The organism is Aeromonas popoffii, from assembly GCF_037818705.1.
Taxonomy (GTDB): Bacteria; Pseudomonadota; Gammaproteobacteria; order Enterobacterales; family Aeromonadaceae; genus Aeromonas; species Aeromonas popoffii.
Window position 1 is genome coordinate 1,701,841 of the sequence record NZ_CP149129.1, and the last position, 24,514, is coordinate 1,726,354.

The 24,514-nt window shown below is 57.3% G+C and carries 17 protein-coding genes and 1 pseudogene; all 18 read left to right on the forward strand.

Going from position 1 to position 24,514, the window contains the following annotated elements; translation table 11 throughout:
* Positions 1 to 67: 67 nt before the first annotated feature.
* The 18 genes and pseudogenes from tssI to tssH all read left to right on the forward strand — a co-directional run bounded on the left by tssI (position 68) and on the right by tssH (position 24,513).
* Entirely contained in the window at positions 68 to 2,113 is a 2,046-nt protein-coding gene (tssI, locus tag WJM78_RS08120) for a type VI secretion system tip protein TssI/VgrG (protein ID WP_339015017.1), read from the forward strand.
* Positions 2,103 to 2,831 (forward strand): DUF4123 domain-containing protein, encoded by a 729-nt coding sequence (locus WJM78_RS08125; protein ID WP_339015019.1) that lies wholly within the window; start codon positions 2,103 to 2,105, stop codon positions 2,829 to 2,831. The genes tssI and WJM78_RS08125 overlap by 11 nt, the downstream gene beginning before the upstream one ends.
* Positions 2,828 to 7,708 carry an RHS repeat-associated core domain-containing protein gene (locus WJM78_RS08130; protein ID WP_339015021.1) on the forward strand — a complete coding sequence of 1,627 codons (4,881 nt, stop codon included), beginning with the start codon at positions 2,828 to 2,830 and terminating at the stop codon, positions 7,706 to 7,708. Before WJM78_RS08125 ends, WJM78_RS08130 begins: the two co-directional genes overlap by 4 nt.
* A gap of 2 nt (positions 7,709 to 7,710) precedes the next feature.
* Positions 7,711 to 7,932 carry a hypothetical protein gene (locus WJM78_RS08135; protein WP_042036294.1) on the forward strand — a complete coding sequence of 74 codons (222 nt, stop codon included), beginning with the start codon at positions 7,711 to 7,713 and terminating at the stop codon, positions 7,930 to 7,932.
* A 337-nt stretch (positions 7,933 to 8,269) separates the two neighbouring features.
* Positions 8,270 to 10,462: pseudogene (locus tag WJM78_RS08140) on the forward strand (RHS repeat-associated core domain-containing protein); the annotation flags it as partial.
* The gene (locus WJM78_RS08145) at positions 10,459 to 10,830 is read left to right on the forward strand and encodes a hypothetical protein (RefSeq protein ID WP_339015024.1); all 372 of its coding nucleotides are present in this window, start codon (positions 10,459 to 10,461) and stop codon (positions 10,828 to 10,830) included. The pseudogene WJM78_RS08140 and the gene WJM78_RS08145, both read left to right, overlap by 4 nt.
* 227 nt (positions 10,831 to 11,057) lie before the next feature.
* On the forward strand, positions 11,058 to 11,837 hold the full coding sequence (locus WJM78_RS08150) for a hypothetical protein (RefSeq protein ID WP_339015026.1): 780 nt from the start codon (positions 11,058 to 11,060) through the stop codon (positions 11,835 to 11,837).
* The gene (locus WJM78_RS08155) at positions 11,837 to 12,040 is read left to right on the forward strand and encodes a hypothetical protein (RefSeq protein ID WP_422388441.1); all 204 of its coding nucleotides are present in this window, start codon (positions 11,837 to 11,839) and stop codon (positions 12,038 to 12,040) included. The genes WJM78_RS08150 and WJM78_RS08155 overlap by 1 nt, the downstream gene beginning before the upstream one ends.
* Positions 12,041 to 12,725: 685 nt before the next feature.
* Entirely contained in the window at positions 12,726 to 13,229 is a 504-nt protein-coding gene (gene tssB, locus WJM78_RS08160) for a type VI secretion system contractile sheath small subunit (protein ID WP_042036289.1), read from the forward strand.
* A gap of 38 nt (positions 13,230 to 13,267) precedes the next feature.
* Positions 13,268 to 14,746: a type VI secretion system contractile sheath large subunit gene (gene tssC, locus WJM78_RS08165; protein WP_042036288.1), complete on the forward strand. Its 1,479-nt coding sequence runs from the start codon at positions 13,268 to 13,270 to the stop codon at positions 14,744 to 14,746.
* Positions 14,747 to 14,752: 6 nt separating this feature from the next.
* On the forward strand, positions 14,753 to 15,184 hold the full coding sequence (gene tssE, locus WJM78_RS08170) for a type VI secretion system baseplate subunit TssE (RefSeq protein WP_042036286.1): 432 nt from the start codon (positions 14,753 to 14,755) through the stop codon (positions 15,182 to 15,184).
* 3 nt (positions 15,185 to 15,187) lie between these two features.
* On the forward strand, positions 15,188 to 16,954 hold the full coding sequence (gene tssF, locus WJM78_RS08175) for a type VI secretion system baseplate subunit TssF (protein WP_339015029.1): 1,767 nt from the start codon (positions 15,188 to 15,190) through the stop codon (positions 16,952 to 16,954).
* Complete coding sequence (gene tssG, locus WJM78_RS08180; protein WP_042036282.1) at positions 16,918 to 17,916, forward strand: type VI secretion system baseplate subunit TssG; 999 nt, start codon at positions 16,918 to 16,920, stop codon at positions 17,914 to 17,916. Before tssF ends, tssG begins: the two co-directional genes overlap by 37 nt.
* Before the next feature lie 40 nt (positions 17,917 to 17,956).
* On the forward strand, positions 17,957 to 19,198 hold the full coding sequence (gene tagH / locus WJM78_RS08185) for a type VI secretion system-associated FHA domain protein TagH (protein WP_339015032.1): 1,242 nt from the start codon (positions 17,957 to 17,959) through the stop codon (positions 19,196 to 19,198).
* The gene (tssJ, locus tag WJM78_RS08190) at positions 19,195 to 19,710 is read left to right on the forward strand and encodes a type VI secretion system lipoprotein TssJ (protein ID WP_042036279.1); all 516 of its coding nucleotides are present in this window, start codon (positions 19,195 to 19,197) and stop codon (positions 19,708 to 19,710) included. The genes tagH and tssJ overlap by 4 nt, the downstream gene beginning before the upstream one ends.
* 2 nt (positions 19,711 to 19,712) lie before the next feature.
* The gene (gene tssK / locus WJM78_RS08195) at positions 19,713 to 21,047 is read left to right on the forward strand and encodes a type VI secretion system baseplate subunit TssK (protein ID WP_339015035.1); all 1,335 of its coding nucleotides are present in this window, start codon (positions 19,713 to 19,715) and stop codon (positions 21,045 to 21,047) included.
* Positions 21,048 to 21,069: 22 nt separating this feature from the next.
* Positions 21,070 to 21,849, forward strand: coding sequence for a type IVB secretion system protein IcmH/DotU (gene icmH / locus WJM78_RS08200; protein WP_181364890.1), 780 nt, complete (start codon positions 21,070 to 21,072; stop codon positions 21,847 to 21,849).
* A gap of 21 nt (positions 21,850 to 21,870) precedes the next feature.
* A complete protein-coding gene (gene tssH / locus WJM78_RS08205; protein ID WP_042036275.1) occupies positions 21,871 to 24,513 on the forward strand; it encodes a type VI secretion system ATPase TssH in 2,643 nt (880 codons plus the stop codon).
* Position 24,514 lies beyond the last annotated feature (1 nt).

A 24,514-nucleotide genomic window follows, 5' to 3' on the forward strand; every position in this document is an offset into this window, starting at 1 on the left:
ATCTCTTACACAGTTTGAATGGCTCCCGATTGTGCGGGGCCGCATGACATCTCAGGGGCGCTCACCGATGGCAGACAGCACAGGATTACAATTTACCGTCAAGGTAGGGGCCTTGCCCGAGACCACCTTCGTGGTGGCCGAGTTTGCGCTGGAAGAGGCGCTGAACGGGCCGTTCCAGTTGCGATTGGAATTGGCGAGCCCGGAGCCTGACGTCGACGTTGGCGCCGTGCTGGACCAGCCCTGCGAGCTGCTGGTGTGGTACCACGGCGAGCTGCAGCGCCGGGTATGCGGGGTAGTGAGCGATTTTGCGCAAGGGGACAGCGGCTTTCGCCGCACCCGCTATCAGCTGCAAGTCAAACCTGCCCTGTGGCGATTGGGATTGCGCCAGAACTCCCGTATCTTCCAGGCGCAAAAGCCTGACGAAATCCTCTCCATTTTGCTGCAAGAGCACGGCATCACCGACTACGCCTTTGCCCTGAAAAATGAACACGCCCAGCGCGAATACTGCGTTCAGTACCGCGAGACCGACCTCGACTTCTTGAACCGTTTGGCCGCCGAAGAGGGGCTGTTCTACTTCCACGAGTTTGAAGCAGGCAAGCACCGTATCGTGTTTGCCGACGATGCGGCGGCATTAACAGCTGGCCCCGAGCTCTTCTTCAACCTCGGCAACCGCTCGCTGGAACAGGGGGCCTATGTGCGCCAGTTCCACTACCGCGAGTCGGTGCGCCCCTCAGAGGTAGAGCTCAAGGACTACAGCTTTAAAACCCCGGCTTATGGTCTCTCCCAGAAGAAAATGGGGGCAGAGCTCGAGCACCAGCGCGACACTTACCAGCATTTTGACTATCCGGGCCGCTACAAGCAGGACGGCAGTGGCAAGGCCTTTGCCCAGCACCGGCTCGATGCCCTGCGCAATGACGCTGTGGCGGGCAGTGGCAAGTCCAACAGCGCAGCCCTCTTGCCGGGCCAGAGTTTCTTGCTGACCGAGCATCCGAACGGCAACCTCAACACCGACTGGCAAATCGTTCATATCCGCCACACCGGCGAACAGCCCCAGGCGCTGGAAGAAGAGGGCGGCAGCGGCCCGACCGTGTACCACAACGAATTTGGCGTAGTGAAAGCGAGTACCACCTGGCGCGCCCGCATCGGCAGCCCCGAGGCACCCCACAAGCCGATGGTGGATGGCCCGCAAATCGCCATCGTGGTGGGCCCCGAGGGCGAAGAGATTTACTGCGACGAACACGGCCGGGTAAAACTGCAGTTCCCGTGGGACCGCTACGGCAGTTCCAACGACCAGAGCTCCTGCTGGGTACGGGTGAGTCAGAGCTGGGCCGGTGGCCAGTATGGCATGATGGCCATCCCGCGCATCGGCCATGAGGTCATAGTGAGCTTTTTGGAAGGGGACCCCGACCAGCCCATCGTCACCGGCCGCACCTTCCACGCCACCAACCGGCCGCCTTACGAGCTGCCCGCCAACAAGACGCGTACCGTGCTGCGCACCGAGACCCATCAGGGCGAGGGCTTCAACGAACTGCGTTTTGAAGACCAGGCGGGGCAGGAAGAGATTTACATCCACGGTCAGAAAGACCTGAATGTGCTAATCGAGAACGATGCGGCTTGGCACATCAAGCACGACCAGCACACCGACATCGACAACGAGCGGGTGACCCGCATCAAGGCCAACGACCACCTGACGGTGGAGGGCGAGAAACGCGACCACATCAAGGCGGACTATTCCCTCACCGTCGATGCCTCCATGCACCAGAAGCTGGGAGATAGCTGGCTGACCCAGGCGGGACAGGAAGTACACGTCAAGGCCGGTGCCAAGGTGGTGCTGGAGGCTGGCAGTGAGATCACCGTCAAGGTCGGCGGCTGCTTTATCAAGGTCGATGGCGGTGGCGTCACTATGGTCGGCCCGACTATCAAGATGAACTCGGGCGGCAGTGCCGGTTCTGGGTCGGGGTGGGCCGGTAAATCCCCCCTGGGCCCCTTGGGGGTGAGTGTTCCCCCCATACCCAAAGTGCCGCTCAGTCCTGCCCAGCTTGCGACCATGAAGAGTGCCGCACCTTTCTGTGAGGAGTGTGAGAAGTGCAAGGAGGGCGGCTGTGAAATCTGAGGCTATGTCGCTTGCAGAGTGGGTGGCTGAGCAAACTAGCCCACTCTATGCCGTACTGGCAGGGGCCAGTGATGCGGCGCCCTTGCAGCACTACTACCAGCTTGATGGCAGTCATACACCGCGCGGACTCTATCTCGGTACCCCCTATCACGACTGGCTCCCCGTGATGCCCTATCTGGTCGCGCTGGACAAGGAGAGTCCTTTTATCGAATGGGCAGAGACGACCGATGCTCGCGATTGGGGATTTATTCTGGCGACAGCGCAACCTGTTGGCACCCTCTATGGTCATTTTCAGGGGCTGACCCAGGTCTGGCATCAGGGGGACGCCGTGTTCTTTCGCTATTGGGATGGTGTGTATATGTCTGCCATCGCCTCACAGCTTGGTGATGGCATGACGACGCTGTTGCCTGAGCTGGATGCGATGTGGTGCCAGGGCAATGCATTTTCATGGGGTCTATCGGAGCCCTGCGCTGCACGTCCGTTTCCCTGGTGGGAACTTCCTTCCGCTATCGCAGCCGCGTTGGCTGGGCAAGATACAGGTCCCCTTATCAACAACCTGATGCAACAGTTGGCAGATCAGAATGGCCAGCTTTACTGGTCTTTTCCCGAGGCCAATCTCAGGTGCAAAATCGCCCGTTTCATTTCCCGTAGTCCATCCCCTGATATCGATCTATTTCCAGCGCTGGAAGCGGCGCTGCTCAACGAGGTTCAAGCATGAGTAATGCCGGCCAGGCCGTCTTCACCCAGGTGATCGCCGATTATCGTAATGCCCTGACTGAGTACCGCAAGGATGCCGAGAGTTTCTTTCTGGGCGACATGCTCGGTATGGACATGGAGCAGACCATCAAGGTTGGTGACAAGACGATAAAAGCCTCATCAAGCAGCAAGAAGGCGCAATCCGTGGTCACGCAGTGCCCGTTGAGCGGCACCTTGCGGCTGGTCCATCTGTTTGAATCCGTGCGCTTTATTCCTATCGGTAACACCCCCTACAAGGTGGAAGCGGGCAAGATGGTTCGTGGGCGTTTTGTCAGTGAGGGGGTCGCGAAGGAGGGAACCCTGGATGCCAAGGGGATTGCTGAAGTCGGTAAGCTGACTCCGGGCCAGTCCTATCAGGTGACCTTCTATCCCAATGTGAAGAAGAGCGATCTGGACGGGTTATTTAGCTCATACCAGACGGTGCAGGCTGATTTGGCTGCCTGGTTGGAGCGCGAGTGGGCCTCGACCCATCAATCAGCATGGGTTAATTATCAACGCAATGGCGGTGGTGGTGTTGCGGTTGCCGCCGGGGTGTTGCGGGGGATTGGCGGGGCGCTTGCCTCGGTATGGGACGATTTAACCGGCCTGTATGATTTGTTGGCTGATCCACTGGGTAATGCCGAGAAGCTGCTTGAGTTCGGGGTGAAAGCGGCCGATGTGGCACAAGTGGGGGTGGAGAAGATCGAGAGCGCCATGCTGGTGCTTCAAGATGAGGCGCTGCTCTATCTCTATGTTTATGCCCTGGTGAGCTGGATCAAGATGCTCCCCCCGGATGAACTGGTGGAGTTTGGTACCCAGGCGGTGGTCACTGTGCTGTTTGATGTGTTGGTTGGGGTAGTATTGACCGGTGGCGCCGGGATTGCCGTCCGCTATGGTACCAAGGCGGTGACCACCATAACCAGGGCGGCCAAGCAGCAGGCGCGGATGACCAAGCTGGCGACAACCTTGATCACCATGTCAAAAAAGCACAACCTGGTAGCTCATATCGATGTAGCCAAGCCGGTGTTGGTGACTGGTGTGGCGCCGTTGAATCCGCTTAAAAAAGCCGATCTGAAGCTGATCGACAGAGAAGCTCCGACGCTTGTAGAAAAAGCGACGGCCGAGACCCGTAGGCACAAGTCACACACCACCATCGAGCAGGTTGGTGGTACTTCAGATGCCTCTAAACCCGCGACCAACGCTGCTGGCCATGCCAGCCAGCCGGAATTTAAAACCTGCAAGAACAACTGCCCTGTGTCCATGGTCACCGGCGAGGAGTTGCTGGCGCTGGAGGATGCCCATCTACCGGGCATGCTGCCGTTTACCTTTGGTCGCCTCTATCGCACGTCAGCTGTTGAGCGTTCCTGTGGCATGGGGGCGGGGTGGAGTCATGCGCTGGCCCATCGGCTCGAACGTCACGGTGATAGCCTGACCTGGTGGGACCAAGAGTCTCTTGCTATCGAGTTGCCGATGCCCTCGGCAACCAGACCCATGATCACCAACCAGTTGTCAGAGGCGGCCGTTTATCTGGGGGATGAGCCTGACGAGGTGATAGTAGCCAAGGCGGGATCGCCCTTCCTGCATTTCACCTGGCATGGCAAGACAGGCCGTCTGACGGCCATGTCGGATCTTTATGGCAACCGGCTTACTATCCGCGCCGATGAGCAGGGGCGCCCCTGCTGGATAGAAAACGAGGGCGGTCTGGCTCTTCGCATTGTCTATCAAAAGGCATATCTGACCGCTGTCGAATTGCAGCATTTTGATGGTATTAACTGGCAGCCAGAAGCGACCTTGCAACGTTATTACTATGACGATGCAGGGCACTTGGTGGTGGCTGAAAACGGGGCCGGTGAGTGCGAACGTTACCGCTATCGCCCTGATGGGGTGATCCTGGAGCGCCGACTGGCGGGCGGCGCAGGTTTTTTCTGGGAATGGGAGCGGGAAGGGAAGCTGGCGCGCGCGGTTCGCCACTGGAGTGATGTTGCCCGTTTTGATGTCAGTTACACCTGGGATGATGACAAGGGTGAAGTGACAGTCAGCAATGCTGATGGCAGTCAGGAGGTGTACCAGCATGACAGCAACGCCCGGCTGATCCGCCAGCAAGATCCCGACGGCGCGGTCAGCGAGTTTGTCTATAACGACAAGGGTCAGAAAGTGCTGGCCCGCGATGCGCTGGGGGGCGAAACCCGTTACCACTATGACGAAGCGGGCTTGCTGGAGTGCGAGATTGCTCCCGATGGCAGTCAGACCGCCTATCACTATTGGGATGGTCGGGTTCGCAAGGTGGTGCAGGGGGATCGTGAGTGGCGTTTTGAACGCAACGAGCAAGGGGATGTGATTGCAAGACGGGATCCCCTTGGCCGGGAGACTCGCTACAGCTATAACGCGCAAGGCAAGCTCAGCACCGTGGTGCAACCCGATGGCAGCCGCATCGAACTGGGCTGGAACCGCCTTGGGCAGCTGATTGAGGAGAAGGGTGCCAACGGTGGCGTGACCCGCTGGCGCTATGACGAGCGGGGTCGCCAGATAGTACGGCGCGACCCGCGTGGCGCGATTACCCGTTATGAATGGAATGCGGCCGATCGCTTGCAAGCCGTGCATCTGCCTGGTGGTGGCATCCGCCGCTTCGAATATAACGCCTACGGCAAGGTGACGGCCGAGTGGGACGAGCTGGGCCGCGAGACCCGCTACGAATATCACCCCGGCCTGCATCTGGTAAGCCGCCGCATCAACCCCGATGGCAGTGAACTCAAGTATCGCTACGATAATGCCAAGCTCTTCTTGAGCGAGATTGAGAACGAGCATGGCGAACAGCACCGCATCCACTACTTCCCCAATGGCCTGGTCGCGCGGGAAACCGGCTTTGATGGCCGCACCACCGCTTATCGCTACGACCTTAACGGCCACCTGAGCGAGAAGGTCGAGTTCGGCAAGCAGGAGACCGAGCTGGTCACCCGCTATGAGCGAGACCCCATGGGGCGGCTGCTTACAAAAACCTTGCCCGATGGCCGTGAAATCCAGTTCAGCTATGACCAGTACGGTCAGTTGACTCAGGTGGATGATGGCGCCTGGCCGCTCACCTTTGAATACGATGCTGCAGGCAATCTGCTGGCCGAGCATCAGGGCTGGGCTTCCAGCTATTTCAAGCATGATGCCATGGGGCGGTTGGCCCACTGGCAGCTGCCTGATGGCAACCAGCTGGCTTACCACTACCTGCATGGCGAGCTAAGCGGGATTGATCTGAACGGCGACGAGCTGACTCGCCACCAGAGGGTGGGCGGACTGGAGCTGCGCCGCAGCCAGGGGGCGCTGACCCAGCAATACGAATATGACGAGCAGGGGCGGCTGACTGCGCTGCGACTGCAACGGGGCAAGCAGGTCGCCCGTGAGCGGCGTTACGGCTATGACCACACCGGCAATCTGCTGCAGATCAATGACAGCGTGCAAGGGGAGCAGCACTACCGCTACGACCCGCTGGACCGCTTGCTGGAGGTGCGTGGTGAACTGACCGAGCGGTTCTTGCACGATCCGGCTGGCAACCTGTTGAGCCAGACGCTGGGTGGCCAGTTTGATGGGGCCCGCACCCAGGGTAACCGGCTGCTGTTGAGTGGCGATCGCCATTTTGAGTACGACGAATTTGGCCGATTGGCCATCGAGCGACGGGGCAAAGGCCAGTCACTGGTTACCCGCTATCACTACGACTGCCAGCATCAGCTAGTCAGGGCTGAACTGCCGGATGGCACCACGGCCCGTTATGACTACGACGCCTTTGGCCGCCGTATTCGCAAGACGGTGGGTAGAGAAAACGGCGAACTTGTCACCGAATTCTTGTGGCAGGCCAACAACCTGATTGCCGAAAGCAGTTATCAGCTTGGTGATGATAAACGTCGTACCGACGAGCAATACCGCAGCTTTATCTATGAGCCGGGCAGCTTCAAGCCATTGGTGCAGTTGGAAGGTGAAGGGACGGATGCAGAGGTATTCCACTACCAGCTTGACCACCTCGGTACCCCGCTGGCGCTGACTCGTGGCAATGGAGCGACTGCCTGGCAGGTGCGCTATCGCGCCTATGGCAATGTGTGGCGGGAAGAGATAGCGGAAGTGGCGACGCCGCTGCGTTTTCAAGGGCAATATTTTGATGCCGAGACCGGTCTGCACTACAACCGGCACCGCTACTACCAGCCTGAAACGGGTAGATTTATCACCCCCGACCCGATAGGCTTGGCTGGCGGGCTCAACAACTACCAGTACGCCCCCAACCCGATTGGTTGGGTGGATCCGCTGGGGTTGAAGAATGTAAAAGAAAATGGGCCGAATAATATTGATGGTAAATCCAGCCCAAGCTTGCAAGGTGGGCCGGAAGCACCACCGAGTGTTGGCCAAAGTAAACCCGATTTTTATGTTGGCCCAAGTGGCCCCGACTCGACATTGCCGAGTACTGGGTATAGGTATGATAGATATTTAAATGATGATGGCTCATTATATAAATACGGCCAAGATGCAATTAATACGGGAGAAGCTCGACTGTCATATTTCGGTTTTGATAAATTAGATACAGGAAATCAGGTTACAGAGGCATTCCAGATTCGAGCGCCAAAACATGTGACGATGAATGATCCAGATAAGTCATGGAGTGATGGACGATTACGTATCAAGTTTGATACTTTGCAATTATATGATGGCTCAGGTGTTCCAAGAGTGGAAGTGCCTAGAAGTCATGGGGGTAAAGGGCCTGATCTAGAACCATTCACTGAGGCTTATCCAAAGTATGGGAAGGGTGGTGCTAGACAATTAGTTCCTAACACGGATGAGTCTTTATATATAAAGGCTGATGCAATTGATATTTTACCAAAGGAATGATTATGACCGAAGGTGAATACTTTAGAGAACAATTAATAATTCTTATTGAAAATCATAAAGAGGATTTTTTTTATGACTATGAAAATCTGATTGAAATTCTCAAAGATAAGAATAGACGAATACCCATAAGGGGGATTTGGGAGAGTATGAAAGGGTATGACCAATCAAAGTACTCTGATGCTGAGAAAGAGCTACTTGATGAAGCTATGTATCGTTATGGTTAGACCAATATAAATATTGAGACTCTCACCATTTTTACTGAGAACAAGCGTTCGAAGCTGAGTAGTAAGAGAGAATTTTAACTCAATAGAGATAACTTGGGTTGGATGATTTTTTAACCAGTGTAAGGCGTCTGTACTATAGAGCAGTGGTTATGACTAGGGCCGTAGGCTCGATTAGCGCAGCGTAATTGGGCATTCACAGAGCAATCTGTACAGGTCTGGTTATCGCCAGACACTGGACTGAACCTTTATTAATTCAGTCAGCCCTCTTCCAAAATGTGGATGTGTAAAGGTCTGGATAACGTAATGTCCTGACCTTTTTGTTTGTTTACTTCCCCTCTACGGTAAGGTGACGGCCGAGTGGGACGAGCTGGGCCGCGAGACTCGCTACGAATATCACCCCGGCCTGCATCTGGTGAGCCGCCGCATCAACCCGGACGGCAGTGAGCTTAACTATCGCTACGACAATGCCAAGCTCTTCTTGAGCGAGATTGAGAACGAGCATGGCGAGCAGCACCGCATTCACTACTTCCCCAATGGCCTGGTTGCGCGGGAAACCGGCTTTGATGGCCGCACCACCGCTTACCGCTACGACCTCAACGGCCACCTGAGCGAGAAGGTCGAGTTCGGCAAGCAGGAGACCGAGCTGGTCACCCGCTATGAGCGAGACCCCATGGGGCGGCTGCTGACAAAAACCTTGCCCGATGGCCGTGAAATCCAGTTCAGCTATGACCAGTACGGTCAGTTGATGCAGGTGGATGATGGCGCCTGGCCACTCACCTTTGAATACGATACCGCAGGCAATCTGCTGGCCGAGCATCAGGGCTGGGATTCCAGCTATTTCAAGCATGACGCCATGGGGCGGCTGTCCCATTGGCAGCTGCCTGATGGCAACCAACTGGCTTACCACTACCTCAATGGCGAGCTAAGCGGGATTGATCTGAACGGCGACGAGCTGACTCGCCACCAGATGGTTGGAGGATTGGAGCTGCGCCGCAGCCAGGGGGCGCTGACCCAACAATACGAATATGACGAGCAGGGGCGCCTGACGGCGCTGCGACTGCAACGGGGCAAACAGGTCGCTCGTGAGCGGCGTTACGGCTATGACCGCACCGGCAATCTGCTGCAGATCAATGACAGCGTGCAAGGGGAGCAGCACTACCGCTACGACCCGCTGGATCGCTTGCTGGAGGTGCGTGGTGAACTGACCGAGCGGTTCTTGCACGATCCGGCGGGCAACCTGTTGAGCCAGACGCTGGGTGGCCAGTTTGATGGGGCCCGCACCCAGGGTAACCGGCTGCTGTTGAGTGGCGATCGCCATTTTGAGTACGACGAATTTGGTCGATTGGCCATCGAGCGACGGGGCAAAGGCCAATCACTGGTCACCCACTATCACTATGACTGCCAGCATCAGCTAGTCAGGGCTGAACTGCCGGATGGCACCACGGCCAATTATGACTACGACGCCTTTGGCCGCCGTATTCGCAAGACGGTGAGTGGGGCAAAGGGCGAGCAGGTTACTGAATTCTTGTGGCAGGCCAACAACCTGATTGCCGAAAGCAGTTATCAGCCTGATGGTGATAAGCATCGCACCGACGAGCAATACCGCAGCTTTATCTATGAACCGGGCAGCTTCAAGCCATTGGTGCAGTTGGAAGGTGAAGGGACGGATGCAGAGGTATTCCACTACCAGCTTGACCACCTCGGTACCCCGCTGGCGTTGACTCGTGGCAATGGAGCGACCGCTTGGCAGGTGCGTTATCGCGCCTATGGCAATGTGTGGCGGGAAGAGATAGCGGAAGTGGCGACGCCGCTGCGTTTTCAAGGGCAATATTTTGATGCCGAGACCGGCCTTCACTACAACCGTCACCGCTACTACCAGCCTGAAACGGGTAGATTTATCACCCCCGACCCGATAGGCTTGGCAGGTGGTTTGAACAACTACCAGTATGCCCCCAACCCGATTGGTTGGGTGGATCCGTTGGGGTTAAGCAATGTGCTAGGTCAATGTCCTGATTCATTGCCGCGTTCCAGAATTCCGTCCGAGCAGCAAGACGTATTTAAGCAGTTTGAACAACATCATGCTGGACAGTTTAAAGATGACCATTCGTTGGTTAGTGCATTCGAAGAGCTCAGGGATAATGAATCGCCATGGCCAGTTGGATTTACTCCCAAGAGCCGAATTATTGAGTCGGGGGAACGTTTTAATATGGCATTGGGGCCTGGTCAGCCAATAACTAGCCCTGGTGGGTTTGGTACTATGGATAATATTAATTCTGCAGACTTTGTATGGGATAAACTAGCTGTAAAGCAGTCATGGAAACCAGCCGGTATCGATCGCGTGGTTACATATGAGGTAACGCATCCCTTTGAAGTACTAGCAGGCCCGGTTGGGCCTCAGATTGAAAAACTACCTGATCGTAGTTATAAATATCTCACTGGTGGCGCGAATCAAATTAATTTGAGGTTGTCACGAGACCCAGTTGAAAAAATGAATCACCTTAAGGTTGTCGATGTGAAGGAAATAAAGTGAAAATAATTAATGATACTGATTTCATGTATAGTGAATGGGCTTGTGGTGAGCAGTTGATTAGATTGTTACACCCCAATAAAGGTTATGCGGTGTATTCGGAGAAAAAAAGCGTAGTGGTTTCTATGGAATATGGCACAGGGGATCACCTTGATGCAACTGTTTATGATATTACAGGTAATATGATTGGGAAAATACACCCTTCAACAGAGAATGTCTTCTATCAATATATATCTCAACATCCAAGTTCTGTTAGTGGCATTGCTATAGCGGGGGCGTTAGATAAAGTGATTGATAACTTTCAAGATTGGTTTTTTGAGATTGACTTAGATCGCTTTTGTGTCGGAAAACGTATTTCCCCTGCTTATTGAAGAATGGTGTGAATATAAGAGGTGTTTTTTAGCACCACTGGGATTCTGGATGCCAACCATTTTGACTGGGCCCATGCTCGATTAGCGTAGCGTAATCGGGCATGCTGCTAAATCTATCCAGTTCTAGTTGTCGCCGAATAATCAACTTCCCTCCTTTATTGCCTCAGTTAATATTTTTTCAAAATTTGGATAGGCAAACTGGTCAGAGTTAAATTTTTCTGACCTTTTTGTTTTTTATTTTCCACTACGACGACCGGGGCTGCCAGATTGTACGACGCGACCCGCGTGGCGCGATTACCCGTTACGAATGGAATGCGGCAGATCGCTTGCAAGCCGTGTATCTGCCTGGTGGTGGCTCCCGCCGCTTCGAATATAACGCCTACGGCAAGGTGACGGCCGAGTGGGACGAGCTGGGCCGCGAGACCCGCTACGACTATCACCCTGGCCTGCATCTGGTGAGCCGCCGCATCAACCCGGACGGCAGTGAGCTTAACTATCGCTACGACAATGCCAAGCTCTTCTTGAGCGAGATTGAGAACGAGCATGGCGAGCAGCACCGCATTCACTACTTCCCCAATGGCCTGGTCGCGCGGGAAACCGGCTTTGATGGCCGCACCACCGCTTATCGCTATGACCTCAATGGCCACCTGAGCGAGAAGGTCGAGTTCGGCAAGCAGGAGACCGAGCTGGTCACCCGCTATGAGCGAGACCCCATGGGGCGGCTGCTGACAAAAACCTTGCCCGATGGCCGTGAAATCCAGTTCAGCTATGACCAGTACGGTCAGTTGACCCAGGTGGATGATGGCGCCTGGCCACTCACCTTTGAATACGATACCGCAGGCAATCTGCTGGCCGAGCATCAGGGCTGGGCTTCCAGCTATTTCAAGCATGATGCCATGGGGCGGCTGTCCCACTGGCAGCTGCCCGATGGCAACCAGCTGGCTTACCACTATATCGATTGGCTGCCAACGCCCATCATAGATCGGCCCAGTATCGCATGGGGGTGATGCGTGAGCAGGGATTGGGGGTACCGCGCAACAGACTGCATGCTTATGCATGGTGCCTGCTCGCTGCGACGGATGGTAATAATGATGCGACCAAGGCACGTGATGAGCTGGAAAAAGGCATGACAGAGAAGGAAAAGAGTGCCGGTCAGAAGCTGGCTCAGCACAGGTTTGCTCAGCAGCAGAAGCAGGAATCAATAGGGTAGGTCATCATTTTTATTTATATCATTAAATGACTTTTTCCATGATTGATGCACTTGAGTTCATCAAAGTGGCTTTTTGATGATTAACTTTTTCATTCTTTAGCAGGGAGAGGGGACATCTCAGTCATGGCTATTTTATATCAATATCAGGGTGTTTTTCTTTGTGCGCCAGTTATTGACGCTTGCAGTGTGCCCACCTTGCTGCGCCAACACTTGTCGCATGCTGGTGCGAGTGAATAAATTTAGTCTCTTGCTCATTCATGGAACTTTATGTCATTTTTTCTTTTGCATATGGTGCATATATATTTTTTGTTTTTTACCACGCCTTTGATTTGCAATTAAGCGATTGTTTTTGTTCATTTTTTTGTTTTAGGTTGTTGGGGTTTTCAATGTCTTGTTGACGCGAGTAAATATATAAATATACCATTTGTCGCAAATGGCTCTTCAGCCAATATGACCTCTCACAAAGAGTGGAGGCATGAGTGGGTTGTGTGATTAACAAGGTTAATACTGTGTTTTTGATTATTAGAGTATCTACTCTTTATTTATCAAAAACATATCAAGCGGCCAATGGATTTTCCTTTCGCTACCCAGCGATATCGTCAACTGTCATTTTTTACAGTTGTTGGTTAAGCCATCGGCTATAAGATTTTGGGTCTGAGTAGGTCCATAACTTGGTATTTAAAGCATGGGAAAGAGTATCGATGGCGCCACTGTTGCGCCCAAAGAGCGCGTCAATATTAAATATGTGCCAGCAACCACTGGGCAACAGGGGGAGGTTGAACTTCCGCTGACCATGATGGTGGTAGGCAATATGAAAGGACGTGCCGAAGAAACGCCTATCGAGGAGCGTCAGACCGTCTCCATCGACAAGAATAATTTTTCTTCCGTCATGAAAGAATCTGCACTGGAACTGAATTTTTACGTTCCCAATCGCCTGGAGGAGAACAGCCAGGAGGAGATGCCGGTTTCGATCAAGATCCAGTCTCTGGAAGACTTCACCCCTGACCGCGTGGCCCAGCAAGTACCCGAGCTGCGCAAGCTGCTGGAACTGCGCGAGGCGCTGGTTGCCCTGAAGGGACCATTGGGAAATATTCCCTCCTTCCGCAATCGTTTGCAGGATCTGCTGTCCAGTGATGAGGCTCGTGAGCAACTGCTCAAGGAGCTGGATTTGATTAAACCTGCCGAGTGATCGGCTGGTTGGATTGATTGACGAGAAAGGAATAAAACATGTCTTTGGTCGAAGAACAGGTTCAAGCGGGGGCGAGTGCCGCTCCCTCGTCCTTGCTGGACGAAATCATGGCGCAGGCCCGCATCACTCCGGTTGATGAAGGCTACAGTGTCGCCAAGCAAGGCGTTGCCGCCTTGATCGCTAACATCCTTGATAACGGAACCACCAGCGATCCGGTCAACAGGGCGCTGGTAGACAGCATGATTGTCGAGCTCGACAAGAAGCTCAGCAAGCAGATGGACGTTATCCTGCATGCCAAAGAGCTGCAGGAGATGGAGTCTTCCTGGCGTTCACTCAAGTTGCTGGTGGATCGCACCGATTTTCGTGAAAACATCAAGATCCAGGTGTTGCATGCGACCAAGGAGGAGCTGCTGGAGGATTTCGAGTTTTCTCCTGAAATCACCCAGTCTGGTCTCTACAAGCATGTTTATTCCAGCGGTTATGGCCAGTTTGGCGGGCAGCCCGTCGGTGCCGTGATAGGGGATTATGCTTTCACCCACAGCTCACCCGATATCAAGCTGATGCAGTATGTCAGTGCCGTCGGTGCCATGGCCCATGCCCCCTTTATTTCCTCGGTTGCCCCCGCCTTTTTCGGCGTCGACAACTTCACCGATCTGTCCTCTATCAAGGATCTCAAATCGGTCTTCGAAGGTCCGTCCTACAGCAAGTGGCGCGTACTGCGAGAGTCGGAGGATGCCCGCTATCTGGGCCTGACAGCGCCGCGTTTCCTGGCCCGTCTGCCGTACGATCCGACCGAGAACCCCATCAAGGGCTTCAACTATCAAGAAGATATCAGCTCGGATCACGACCACTACCTGTGGGGCAACACCGCCTACCTGATGGGCACCTCCCTGACCGACAGCTTCGCCAAATACCGCTGGTGCCCGAACATCATAGGCCCGCAGAGCGGTGGCGCCGTCCACGATCTGCCGGTACATGTGTATGAGGCCATGGGTCAGCTGCAAGCCAAGATCCCGACCGAGGTCCTCATCACCGACCGTCGCGAATATGAACTGTCCGAAGAGGGGTTCATCACCCTGACCATGCGCAAAGACAGTGACAATGCGGCCTTCTTCTCTGCCAACTCGGTGCAAAAACCCAAGGTGTTCCCGAACACCAAGGAAGGCCGGGAAGCGGAGACCAACTACAAGCTGGGCACCCAGCTGCCCTACATGTTCATCATCAATCGCCTGGCACACTACATCAAGGTGTTGCAGCGCGAGCAGATCGGCTCCTGGAAGGAGCGTCAGGATCTGGAGCGTGAACTGAATGGCTGGATCAAGCAGTTCGTTGCCGATCAAGAGAACCCGCCGGCAGACGTGCGTAGCCGTCGCCCTCTGCGTGCCGCTCAGATCAAGGTGCTGGACGTGGAAGGGGAGCCGGGTTGGTACCAGGTTGCCATGGCCGTGCGTCCGCACTTCAAGTACATGGGGGCCAGCTTCGAGCTGTCTCTGGTAGGTCGACTGGACAAGGAATAATGCCCGATGCCGTATCTCTCTTCCTGGGATAGAGGAAATGCGGCCAGTCTGTTTGATCGTATCCGGGGGGAGGGGCTTGGCTCTTCCCCCCATTCGGAAGTTGAGGAATTGGTTGATTCTGTCAAGCGGCAGCTCGAGCAGATCCTCAATACCCGTCCCGGTAATTGCCGCAGTGCGCCTGAGCTGGGTGTCATCGATTTCAATGATGCCACCCAGGGCAGTGCGGACATCAAGGGGCGGATCCGTGAGGCGATCCGGCAATGCATCCGTCGTTATGAACCTCGGATCATTCATGTGGATGTCTGTTCACCCGACCATCAGGCTAGCCCGCTTGAGATGTCATTTCAGGTGACGGCCCACGTGAGGCTGGAGCATATCGAGCAGGTTACCTCGTTCAACGTCCATATGGACAGTCACCGTCACTACCGCATGGTCTGATCAATGTCGCTGGAACATTACTTCAGGGATGAGTTGGCATTTTTGCGCCTGCAAGGGCGCGAATTTGCCGATGCCTATCCCGAACTCACCCGTTTTCTGTCGGAGCAGAATACCGACCCGGATGTGGAACGCCTGCTGGAAGGTTTTGCGTTTCTCACGGGCAACCTGCGCGCCAAGATCGAGGATGAGTTCCCCGAGCTGACCCATGGTCTGCTCAATATGCTCTGGCCCAACTATCTGCGTCCCGTACCCAGTATGACCATCATGCAGTTTTCGGTCATTCCGGGGGCCATCGCCCAACCGGCGCTGGTCAGGCAGGGTTGCCAGCTCGACAGCCTGCCCATCGATGAGGTGACCTGTCATTTTCAGACCTGTCACGATACCTGGGTCTATCCGGCAGATATCCATCATATTTCGGCGCAAAGTGGCAACGATCTCTCCACCATCTCGCTGGATATCGCCCTGCATGCTCCTTTGCCATTGAGCGAACTGCAGCTGGACAAGCTGCGCTTTTTCCTCGGTGGCGACAGTTATACCGCCTATGAGCTTTACTTCTGGCTCTCCAACCAGCTCTCCCACATAGAGCTGGAGATCGATGGCAAGCGCTTTCGCCAGGAGGCCAAAGCGTTGAAGTCGGTCGGCTTCGAGCGCGATGATGCGTTGTTGCCCTATCCGAACAACGTTTACTCCGGCTACCGGATCTTGCAGGAGTATTTCTGCTTCCCGGAGAGCTTCCTCTTCTTTGAACTTTCGGGTGGCGAGTGGCCCAAACAGCCGCTACCGGTGAGTGAATTCAAAATACATTTCTGTTTCGACCGGCCGCTGCCGGCGGAGCTCAAGATCCGCCCTGACTCTTTCATGCTCAACTGCGTGCCGGCCATCAACCTGTTTCAGCACGACAGTGAGCCGGTCAATCTCAACGGACGTCAGGCGGAGTATCCCCTCAAGGCGAGCTATCGCCATGCTGACAGTTTCGAGATCTTCTCGGTGGATCAGGTTGAAGGGTGGGTCGAGGGCAATCTGGGCCGCTCCCGCGGTACGCCGCGTATCTATCAGCCGTTCGAAAGCTTTCAGCACCAGATTGAACGTGCCAAGCACAGGCTGGCGCTCTATTACCGGGTGCGGGTCAGGGAGTCGGTCAGCGGCGATGGTTTCGAGCACAGCCTTTCGTTCGTGCGGGGTGATGAAACCACCACCATCGATCTGGATGAATCCATTTCTGTCACGCTCACCTGCACCAATCGCTCCCGCGCCGCTCGTCTCAAGGTTGGCAGCATCTGCGTGCCGACCGGCAGTTCACCCTCGTTTGCCACTTTTCGCAACCTGATCAGGCCGACCCGGCCGCTGCGCCCGGCACTCGATGGCAGCCTGCACTGGACCCTCATTTCCAACCTGTCGCTTAACTATGTCTCCCTGCTGCGCCGGGATGCCCTGGTGCAGGTGCTGCGTACCTATGACTTTCCTGCGTTGTATGACAAGCAGGCGGAGCAGGCGTCCCGCAAGCGGCTGGCGGGGATCGAGGAGATTGAAACCACCCCGGTCGACCGTCTGGTGCGGGGCATGCCGGTGCGTGGACTCAAGTCGGTGCTCTCCATTCGCCAGTCCGCGTTTGGCAGCGAAGGGGAGCTCTACCTGTTCAGCACAGTACTGGCGCACTTCTTCTCGCTGTACGCCAGCGTCAACGCCTTCCACCTGCTTGAGGTGGTCAATCTCGACAACAAGGAGCGCTATCAATGGCCAGTCCAGATCGGTCAGCACTCCCTGATGTGACGTCCACCAGGGACGCACCTCGCTTCAACTTCTTCCAGCTGGTTGAGCTGCTCAACCGGCTGGACGGTGCCGATCAGGAGCGCGGCCTTGACCATCTGCCGAGTGACGAGAACATCCGCTTCAAGGCGACCGCCTCTCTGGGCTTTCCCACCAGCGACGTGTTGCAGATAGGTAGAGATGGCAAGGGTCGCCACGAGCTGGAGGTAGCCTTCCTCGGCCTGCATGGCAGCCAGTCTCCCATGCCGGGCTATTACCTGGACTCACTGGCGTGGGAGTACGCCCAGGGTGAGCAGAAGCTGGGTCTGTTTCTGGACTTCTTTCATCACCGCCTGCTGACCCTGCTGCACCGGATCTGGCGCAAGTATCGCTATCACGTGCGCTTTCAGGACAACGGCGAAGATGGATTTTCCCGCCTGATGTTTGCCCTGGTGGGGCTGGGTAACGAGGCGGTCTGCCAGAGCCTGCCAGTCAACCGCGCCAAGATGCTCTCTTACGCGGGCATGCTGGCCAGCCCCAGTCGCTCCCCCGAGGTGGTAGCCGGTCTGGTGGCACACTGTTTCGATCTGGCGGATGTGGAGGTGAGTGCCTGGCAGTGGCGCAAGGTGCCCATCCAGCAAGATCAGCAAAACCGGCTGGGCGGTGCTTGCGCCACCCTGGGGAGCGACTTTGTCATCGGCGACAAGGTGAACGACTGCGCCGGCAAGTTTTTATTGAAGATCAACAACCTGAGTTTTGGCCAGTTTCTCGGGTTTCTCCCGAACGGGGAGCACTTTCACGCCCTGGTGACCTTTGTCTCCTTCATCCTGCGCGACCAATTGGCCTGGGATCTGCGACTCGGTTTCGGCCAGGAGCAGGCCCGGGGGTTGCGATTGGGGGAGGAACAGAGTGCGCGCCTGGGCTGGAGTACCTTTCTCGGCCAACCGCCGAGTGACCCGTTCGTGACTATCTGTGTACAGGAATAAGCGCAGGAAATTCAGTGTCGGAATCAGTGCAGGAGTGAATGTGGACGACTTTAACCAGCAACTTTCCCTGGTGGTGCTCAACAGCGAGCAGCTCGACGGCAGCCAGCAGGTGCAGTATCGCTTCGACGAAATGGGGGGCACTCTGGGCGCCTCCGAGCAGGACGACTGGCAACTGAAGGACAGGTTGGGGGCCGTCATGTCGGCTCACGCCAGAGTCGAGCTCAACGATGGTCGCTTCTGCCTGTGTGATCTGAGCGGTCAGACCTATATCAACGGTGCGACCTCGCCCATAGGGCGGTCCCGCAAGGTGCATCTCGAACAGGGTGACGAACTGATCGTCGGCCCGTTCCGGATGCGGGCTTATCTGGGGGCCATCTCCCCCGAGCAGAGCCTGCAACAGGTGCTGGGCAACCGCCCCTCCGAGCAGCTCGATGAGTGGTTGACCTGCGATGAGCACGGCGCTCGGACCATGGCCGATCCGCTCACCCTCGCCGTCGATCCCTTGCTGGCGTTGCAGCAGGAGCGCGCGGCGCCGTCCCCGTTGGCGGACTCCCGCCTGCAGGCACCACTACGTTCACAACCGGATATGGACGCCGTATCCCTTGCCCCTTTTTCTGCTGTCGAGAACACCATGAACCAAGAATTTCTGGATATGCCCACCATAGAGAATCACCCCGACTACCACCCTTCGCTGGATGGTGTGGATCACGTGGCACTGACCCCCTTGATGCGTGGCCTGGGTCAATCCCTGCAGCTGCAAGATACCCAGCAGGCTCACGACATGCTCGAAGAGATGGGCAAAACGGTGCGTGCCATGGTGGAGGGGCTGCTGCAGTTGCAAACCGATCAGGCGGCGCTGGCGGATCGGCACCTGCGCCCCATCGAGGACAACCCGCTGCGCCTCGGGCTCGACTATGACGAGACCCTGGCGGTGATGTTCGCCGAGCAGAAGAGCCCGGTTCATCTGACCGCGCCGGCGGCGGTGGCCGAGAGCCTGCGCAATGTGCGCATTCATCACGTCGCAAACCAGCAGGCCATAGGCGCGGCCCTTGACAGCATATTACAGGCGTTTTCACCAGAGGCGCTGCTCGGGCGGTTCGAACACTACCGCCGTACCGGTGCTCCGGGTGTGGCCGATGAAGGCTGGGCCTGGAACATGTATCAGCACTACTACCGTGAGTTGACCTCTGCCCGTCAGCAGGGGTTCGACAAGCTGTTCCATCAGGTCTATGCCCAGGCATATGACCAGGCCGTGCGTCAGCAACAGGGACTGATTGGATGATACGTGCGCTGATGCTGGGGGCCTGTCTGCTGGCCCTGGCCGGGTGTACCACCATGGGCAAGATGGCCGACGTGGCCATGGATCCGGATATCCAGGTGGGCAGCAATGGTGACCAGCCCTCTACCCTGGGGCTGAGCCTGCTGGCGGAGCCCGACGTCAACCCCAACGAGAGCGGGGAGGCGGCGCCCATCGAGTTTCAGGTTGTGGTGCTGGCGGAAGATTCCAAGCTGCTCGCCACCGACTATGACCAGGTGACGGCGGATGTAGAGAAGGCCCTTGGCAAAAACTACCTGGATCATCAGGACTACACCCTGCTGCCCGGCCAGTTCAAATACCTGCCCCCCGTCAAGCTTGACGAAAAGACCCGTTACATCGGCGTGATTGCACGCTACGCCGATCCGGACAGCGCCGAGTGGCGCAAGGTCATCAAGGTCAAGAGCAAGGGAACGGCCTATCACATCCTGGTGCACCTGCGCCTGGATGAAGTGGAACTACAAAAAGAAGAAGAATAACCATGTCGAGTCGAAATCGGGTTATCTGGCGTGAAGGGCTCTTTATCAAGCCCCAGCACTTCCAGCAACAACAAAGACATTCAGAATATGCGCTGCACGCTCGCCTGAGCGCGCTGTCTGACTATTTCTACGGGCTGCAGTCACTCGCCATCAACGAGGATTATCTCGGTTTTGGCCGCATCGCCCTGGTGGGCGCCACGGGCATACTGCCGGACGGTACCGTCTTCAACATCCCGAACGACGATGTGCTGCCGACGCCGCTGGAGATCACCGACGCCTCGGTGGCCAACCAGAAGGTCTATCTGGCGCTGCCGCTGTCGGTGAGCGGGGTCAACGAGGTCAATCAGGGCGGCCAGGTGGCTACCCGCTTGCAGGCCCATCGCCACGATGTACGCGACCTGCACAGCGAGGGGGGGGATGTGGTCTCCCTGGAAGTGGGGCGTGTGAGCATGCGGCTGATGCTGGAGCGGGAAGATCGCAGCGCCTATGCCTCGCTCGCCATCGCCCGTATTCTGGACAAGCGGCCCGACGGCGGTTTGGTGCTGGATCCCAACTTCATGCCCTGCAGCATCAGCGTTTCCGCCATCCCGACCCTCAAGCGCTTCCTCGGCGAGTCGGCGGGCCTCGTGGCCGAGCGGGCCCGCAGCCTCTCCCAGCGTATCGCTGCCCCCGGTCAGCAGGGGGTTGCCGATGTGGCCGAGTTCATGATGTTGCAGCTGCTCAACCGCGCTCAGCCCCAGCTCTCTCATCTGTCACGCCTTGGCACCCTGCATCCCGAGCGGTTGCACGAGGCCCTGGTGCAGATCTGTGGCGAGTTGATGACCTTTACCGATGAATCCCGTCTGCCGCCCGAGTTTGCCGCCTATCGTCACGACGATCAGCAGGTGAGTTTCGAGCCTGTGATGCTGGCCCTGCGTCAGGCCCTCAGTACCGTGCTGTCGCCGCGTGCCGTCTCCATCCAGCTGCGCAAGCACCAGTACGGCATCATGGTGGCCATGGTCAACGAGAGCGAGCTGATGCAAAGCGCCGACTTCGTGCTGGCGGTGCGAGCCCGCATGCCGCAGGAGCAGTTGCGCAAGCAGCTGTTGCAGCAGACCAAGGTGGCGTCGAGCGACAAGATCCGCGAGCTCATCAGTCTGCAGTTGCCCGGTATCCCGCTGCTGCCGCTGCCGGTGGCACCGCGCCAGTTGCCCTATCACGCCGGTTACAGCTACTTCCAGCTCGACAGGCAGAGCCCTGCCTGGCAGATGCTGGCGGTCAGTAACACGCTCGCCTTCCACATTGCCGGTGATTTCCCCGAGCTCGACATGCAGCTCTGGGCTATTCGCAGCCAGTGATCGCATCAAGGAATAAGCAGAGATGACCACGGACATTATCAAGAACGAGCAACTCAGCGATCTGCTGTTCGATCATGCCGAGCAGCTGGACATGGATTCGGACTACTGGTTCCGCCTGCGGGGCCAGAGCATCAACCCCATGATAGATGCGGTGACCCCCTTGCTGGGGCTGGTGCAGCGGGTACGCCTGCTGTCGCGTTACGACAGGGTGCCCGATCTCTATCAGCGGGTGGTGACCGAGATCCAGACCATCGAACAGGAGCTGATGGCCCAGGGTTACGAGAACGGCGTAGTCCTCTCGTTTCGCTACATCCTCTGCACCTTCATTGACGAGGCCGTGATGGGCCGCGACTGGGGCAGCCAGAGCGAATGGTCTGAGCACTCATTGCTGACGCGCTTTCACAACGAGACCTGGGGCGGCGAGAAGGTGTTCGTGCTGCTCACCCGTCTGCAGGAAGATCCGGTGCGTTACCGCGACATCCTGGAGTTCATCTACCTGTGTCTGTGCCTCGGTTTCGAAGGGCGCTACAAGGTGATGAGCCAGGGCCGTGACGAGTTCGAGCGTATCGTCAAACAGCTGCACAAGCTGCTTGCCCCCGAGGCCAGCGGTGAGGCCCCCAGCGTGTTCCACCTCGACCTCGGCCAGCAGGCGTCCCGCTACCAGCTGCGCAAACAGATTTCCCTGCGCAGCCTGTTCATGGGCGGGGCCCTGATCCTGGCCATCATCTTTGGCCTGTACCACCACCAACTCAATAACCAGACCCAGGACGTACTGCGTCAACTGGGCGAATTATTAAAATAATTATTCTGAGGAGAGCATGCTTTGATTCGTATAGAGCTACCGGTACTGGTGGAAAGACTCAACCCCATCTGCCGTCACATGTTGGAGGAGGCCGCGGCCCTCTGCGTCAACCATCAGGGGGCCGAGATCCGCATCGAGCACCTGCTGCTGAAGATGCTGGATACCCCGCTCAGCGATGTGCGCCAGATCCTCAAGCGGGCCGAGGTGGAGGTCGAAGAACTCAGAACCTTGCTGCAACCTTCGGCCGCCGATCACGGCTATGGTCAGGGTTATCCCTCCTTCTCGCCGCTCTTGGTGGAGTGGCTGCAAGACAGCTGGCTGCTGGCCTCTGCCGAGTTGCAACACGCCCAGCTTCGCAGCGGCGTCATGCTGCTGGTGCTGTTGATGACCCCGCAGCGCTACCTGCCGGGGTCGGTGACCCGGCTCTTGGCCAACGTCAATCGCGAGCTGCTGCGCCAGCAGTTCGATGAGTGGGTGAAAGAGTCTGCCGAAACGCAAGTGACCGTCTCCGCCAGCGGCGCTGCTACCCAGGCAGCCCTGCCAGCCGATGCCAGCCTGCTGGCTCGCTTCACCGTCAACGTCACCGAACAGGCCCGTCAGGGTAGTCTGGATCCCGTGCTCTGCCGGGATCACGAGATCGATCTGATGATCGACATCCTGTCCCGTCGCCGCAAAAACAACCCCATCGTCGTGGGGGAGGCGGGCGTCGGTAAAAGTGCCCTGATCGAGGGGCTGGCCCTGCGCATCGTCGCGGGTCAGGTGCCGGAAAAATTGCGCGATGTGGAGCTGATGACGCTGGATCTTGGCGCCATGCAGGCGGGCGCCTCGGTCAAGGGGGAGTTCGAGAAGCGCTTCAAGGGGGTGATGCAGGAGGTCAAGGATGCGGTGCGTCCTGTCATCCTCTTTATCGATGAGGCCCACACCCTGATCGGGGCGGGCAATCAGGCGGGCGGTCTGGATGTATCCAACCTTATCAAGCCAGCGCTGGCCCGGGGTGAGCTGCGCACCATCGCCGCCACCACCTGGGGCGAGTACAAGAAATACGTGGAAAAAGATGCCGCCCTGTCGCGCCGCTTCCAGCTGGTGAAAGTGGGTGAGCCCAATGCCGAGGAGGCTACCGTGATCCTGCGCGGCCTGCGCAGCATCTACGAGAAGGCCCATGGGGTGCTGATCGATGAGGAGGCGCTGCAAGCCGCCGCCCAGCTCTCTGCCCGCTACATCTCCGGTCGTCAGCTGCCGGACAAGGCGATCGACGTGCTCGATACCGCCTGTGCCCGGGTGGCCATCAACCTGACCACGCCGCCGCGCGCCGTCAGCCACCTGCAAAACGCGTTGCGCCAGCGTGAGCTGGAGATCCGCCAACTGGAGCGCCAGAGCCTGATAGGTCTGGGTGACAACGATGAGCGGCTCGCCGAACTGCAAACCGCCCAGCAGACCTGCCGTGACACCCTGCGTGAGCAGGAGGCCCAGTGGCAACAGCAGCAGGGGCTGGTGCATCAGATTGTCGAGCTGCGTGCCGCGCTGCTGGCCGATCAGCAGGATGAGCTGTTGACCAGAGAGGCGCTGGATCTCGCCGATGTCCCGCTGGATCCACAAGCCGCCGCTGACCAGCTGGCGGCCCTCGAGCGCGAGCTGACTGCCCTGCAGCAGGGCGAGGTGCTGGTCTCAGCCCATGTCGACAAGACCCAAGTGGCTGCCGTGATCGCCGAATGGACAGGTGTGCCGCTCAACCGCATCTCGCAAGGGGAGCTTGACGTGGTGACCCGGTTGCCCGAGTACCTCGGGGATCTCATTAAAGGACAGGATGTGGCGGTGGCGCATCTGCACAAACACCTGCTGACCGCCCGCGCCGATTTGCGTCGTCCGGGTCGTCCGCTGGGCGCTTTCCTGCTGGTGGGGCCAAGCGGGGTCGGCAAGACCGAAACTGTGTTGCAGATTGCCGAGCTGATGTTTGGCGGTCGCCAGTACCTGACCACCATCAACATGTCCGAGTATCAGGAGAAGCACACAGTCTCCCGTCTTATCGGTTCGCCTCCCGGCTATGTCGGCTTTGGCGAGGGGGGCGTGCTGACCGAGGCCATTCGTCAGAAACCCTATTCGGTGGTGCTGCTGGACGAGGTGGAGAAGGCCCATCCGGATGTGCTCAATCTCTTCTATCAGGCGTTCGACAAGGGCGAGCTGGCCGATGGGGAAGGGCGCATCATCGACTGCAAGAACGTGGTCTTCTTCCTCACCTCCAACCTCGGCTTCCAGACCATAGTCGATTACGCCGAGCAGCCCGACGCGCTGCTGGATGCGCTCTATCCGGAGCTGGCCGCCTTCTTCAAACCTGCCCTGTTGGCACGGATGGAGGTGATCCCCTACCTGCCGCTGGGCCACGATACCCTGGTGCAGATTGTGGGTGGCAAGCTCAACCGGCTGGTCAAGCTGCTCAAGGAACGTTTCGGTGCCGAGGTGGTACTGGAGGAGGAGGTTGCCGAGGAGATACTGCGCCGTGCCAATCGCAGCGAGAACGGCGCCCGGATGCTGGAGTCTGTCATCGACGGTGCCCTGCTGCCGCCAGTCTCCCTGCAACTGTTGCAGCGTCTCTCGGCCGGTGAGCCTATCAAGCGGGTGCGTTTCTCTGTGAGCGAGCGCCAGTTCGTCGCCGAGGTGGAGGGCTGAG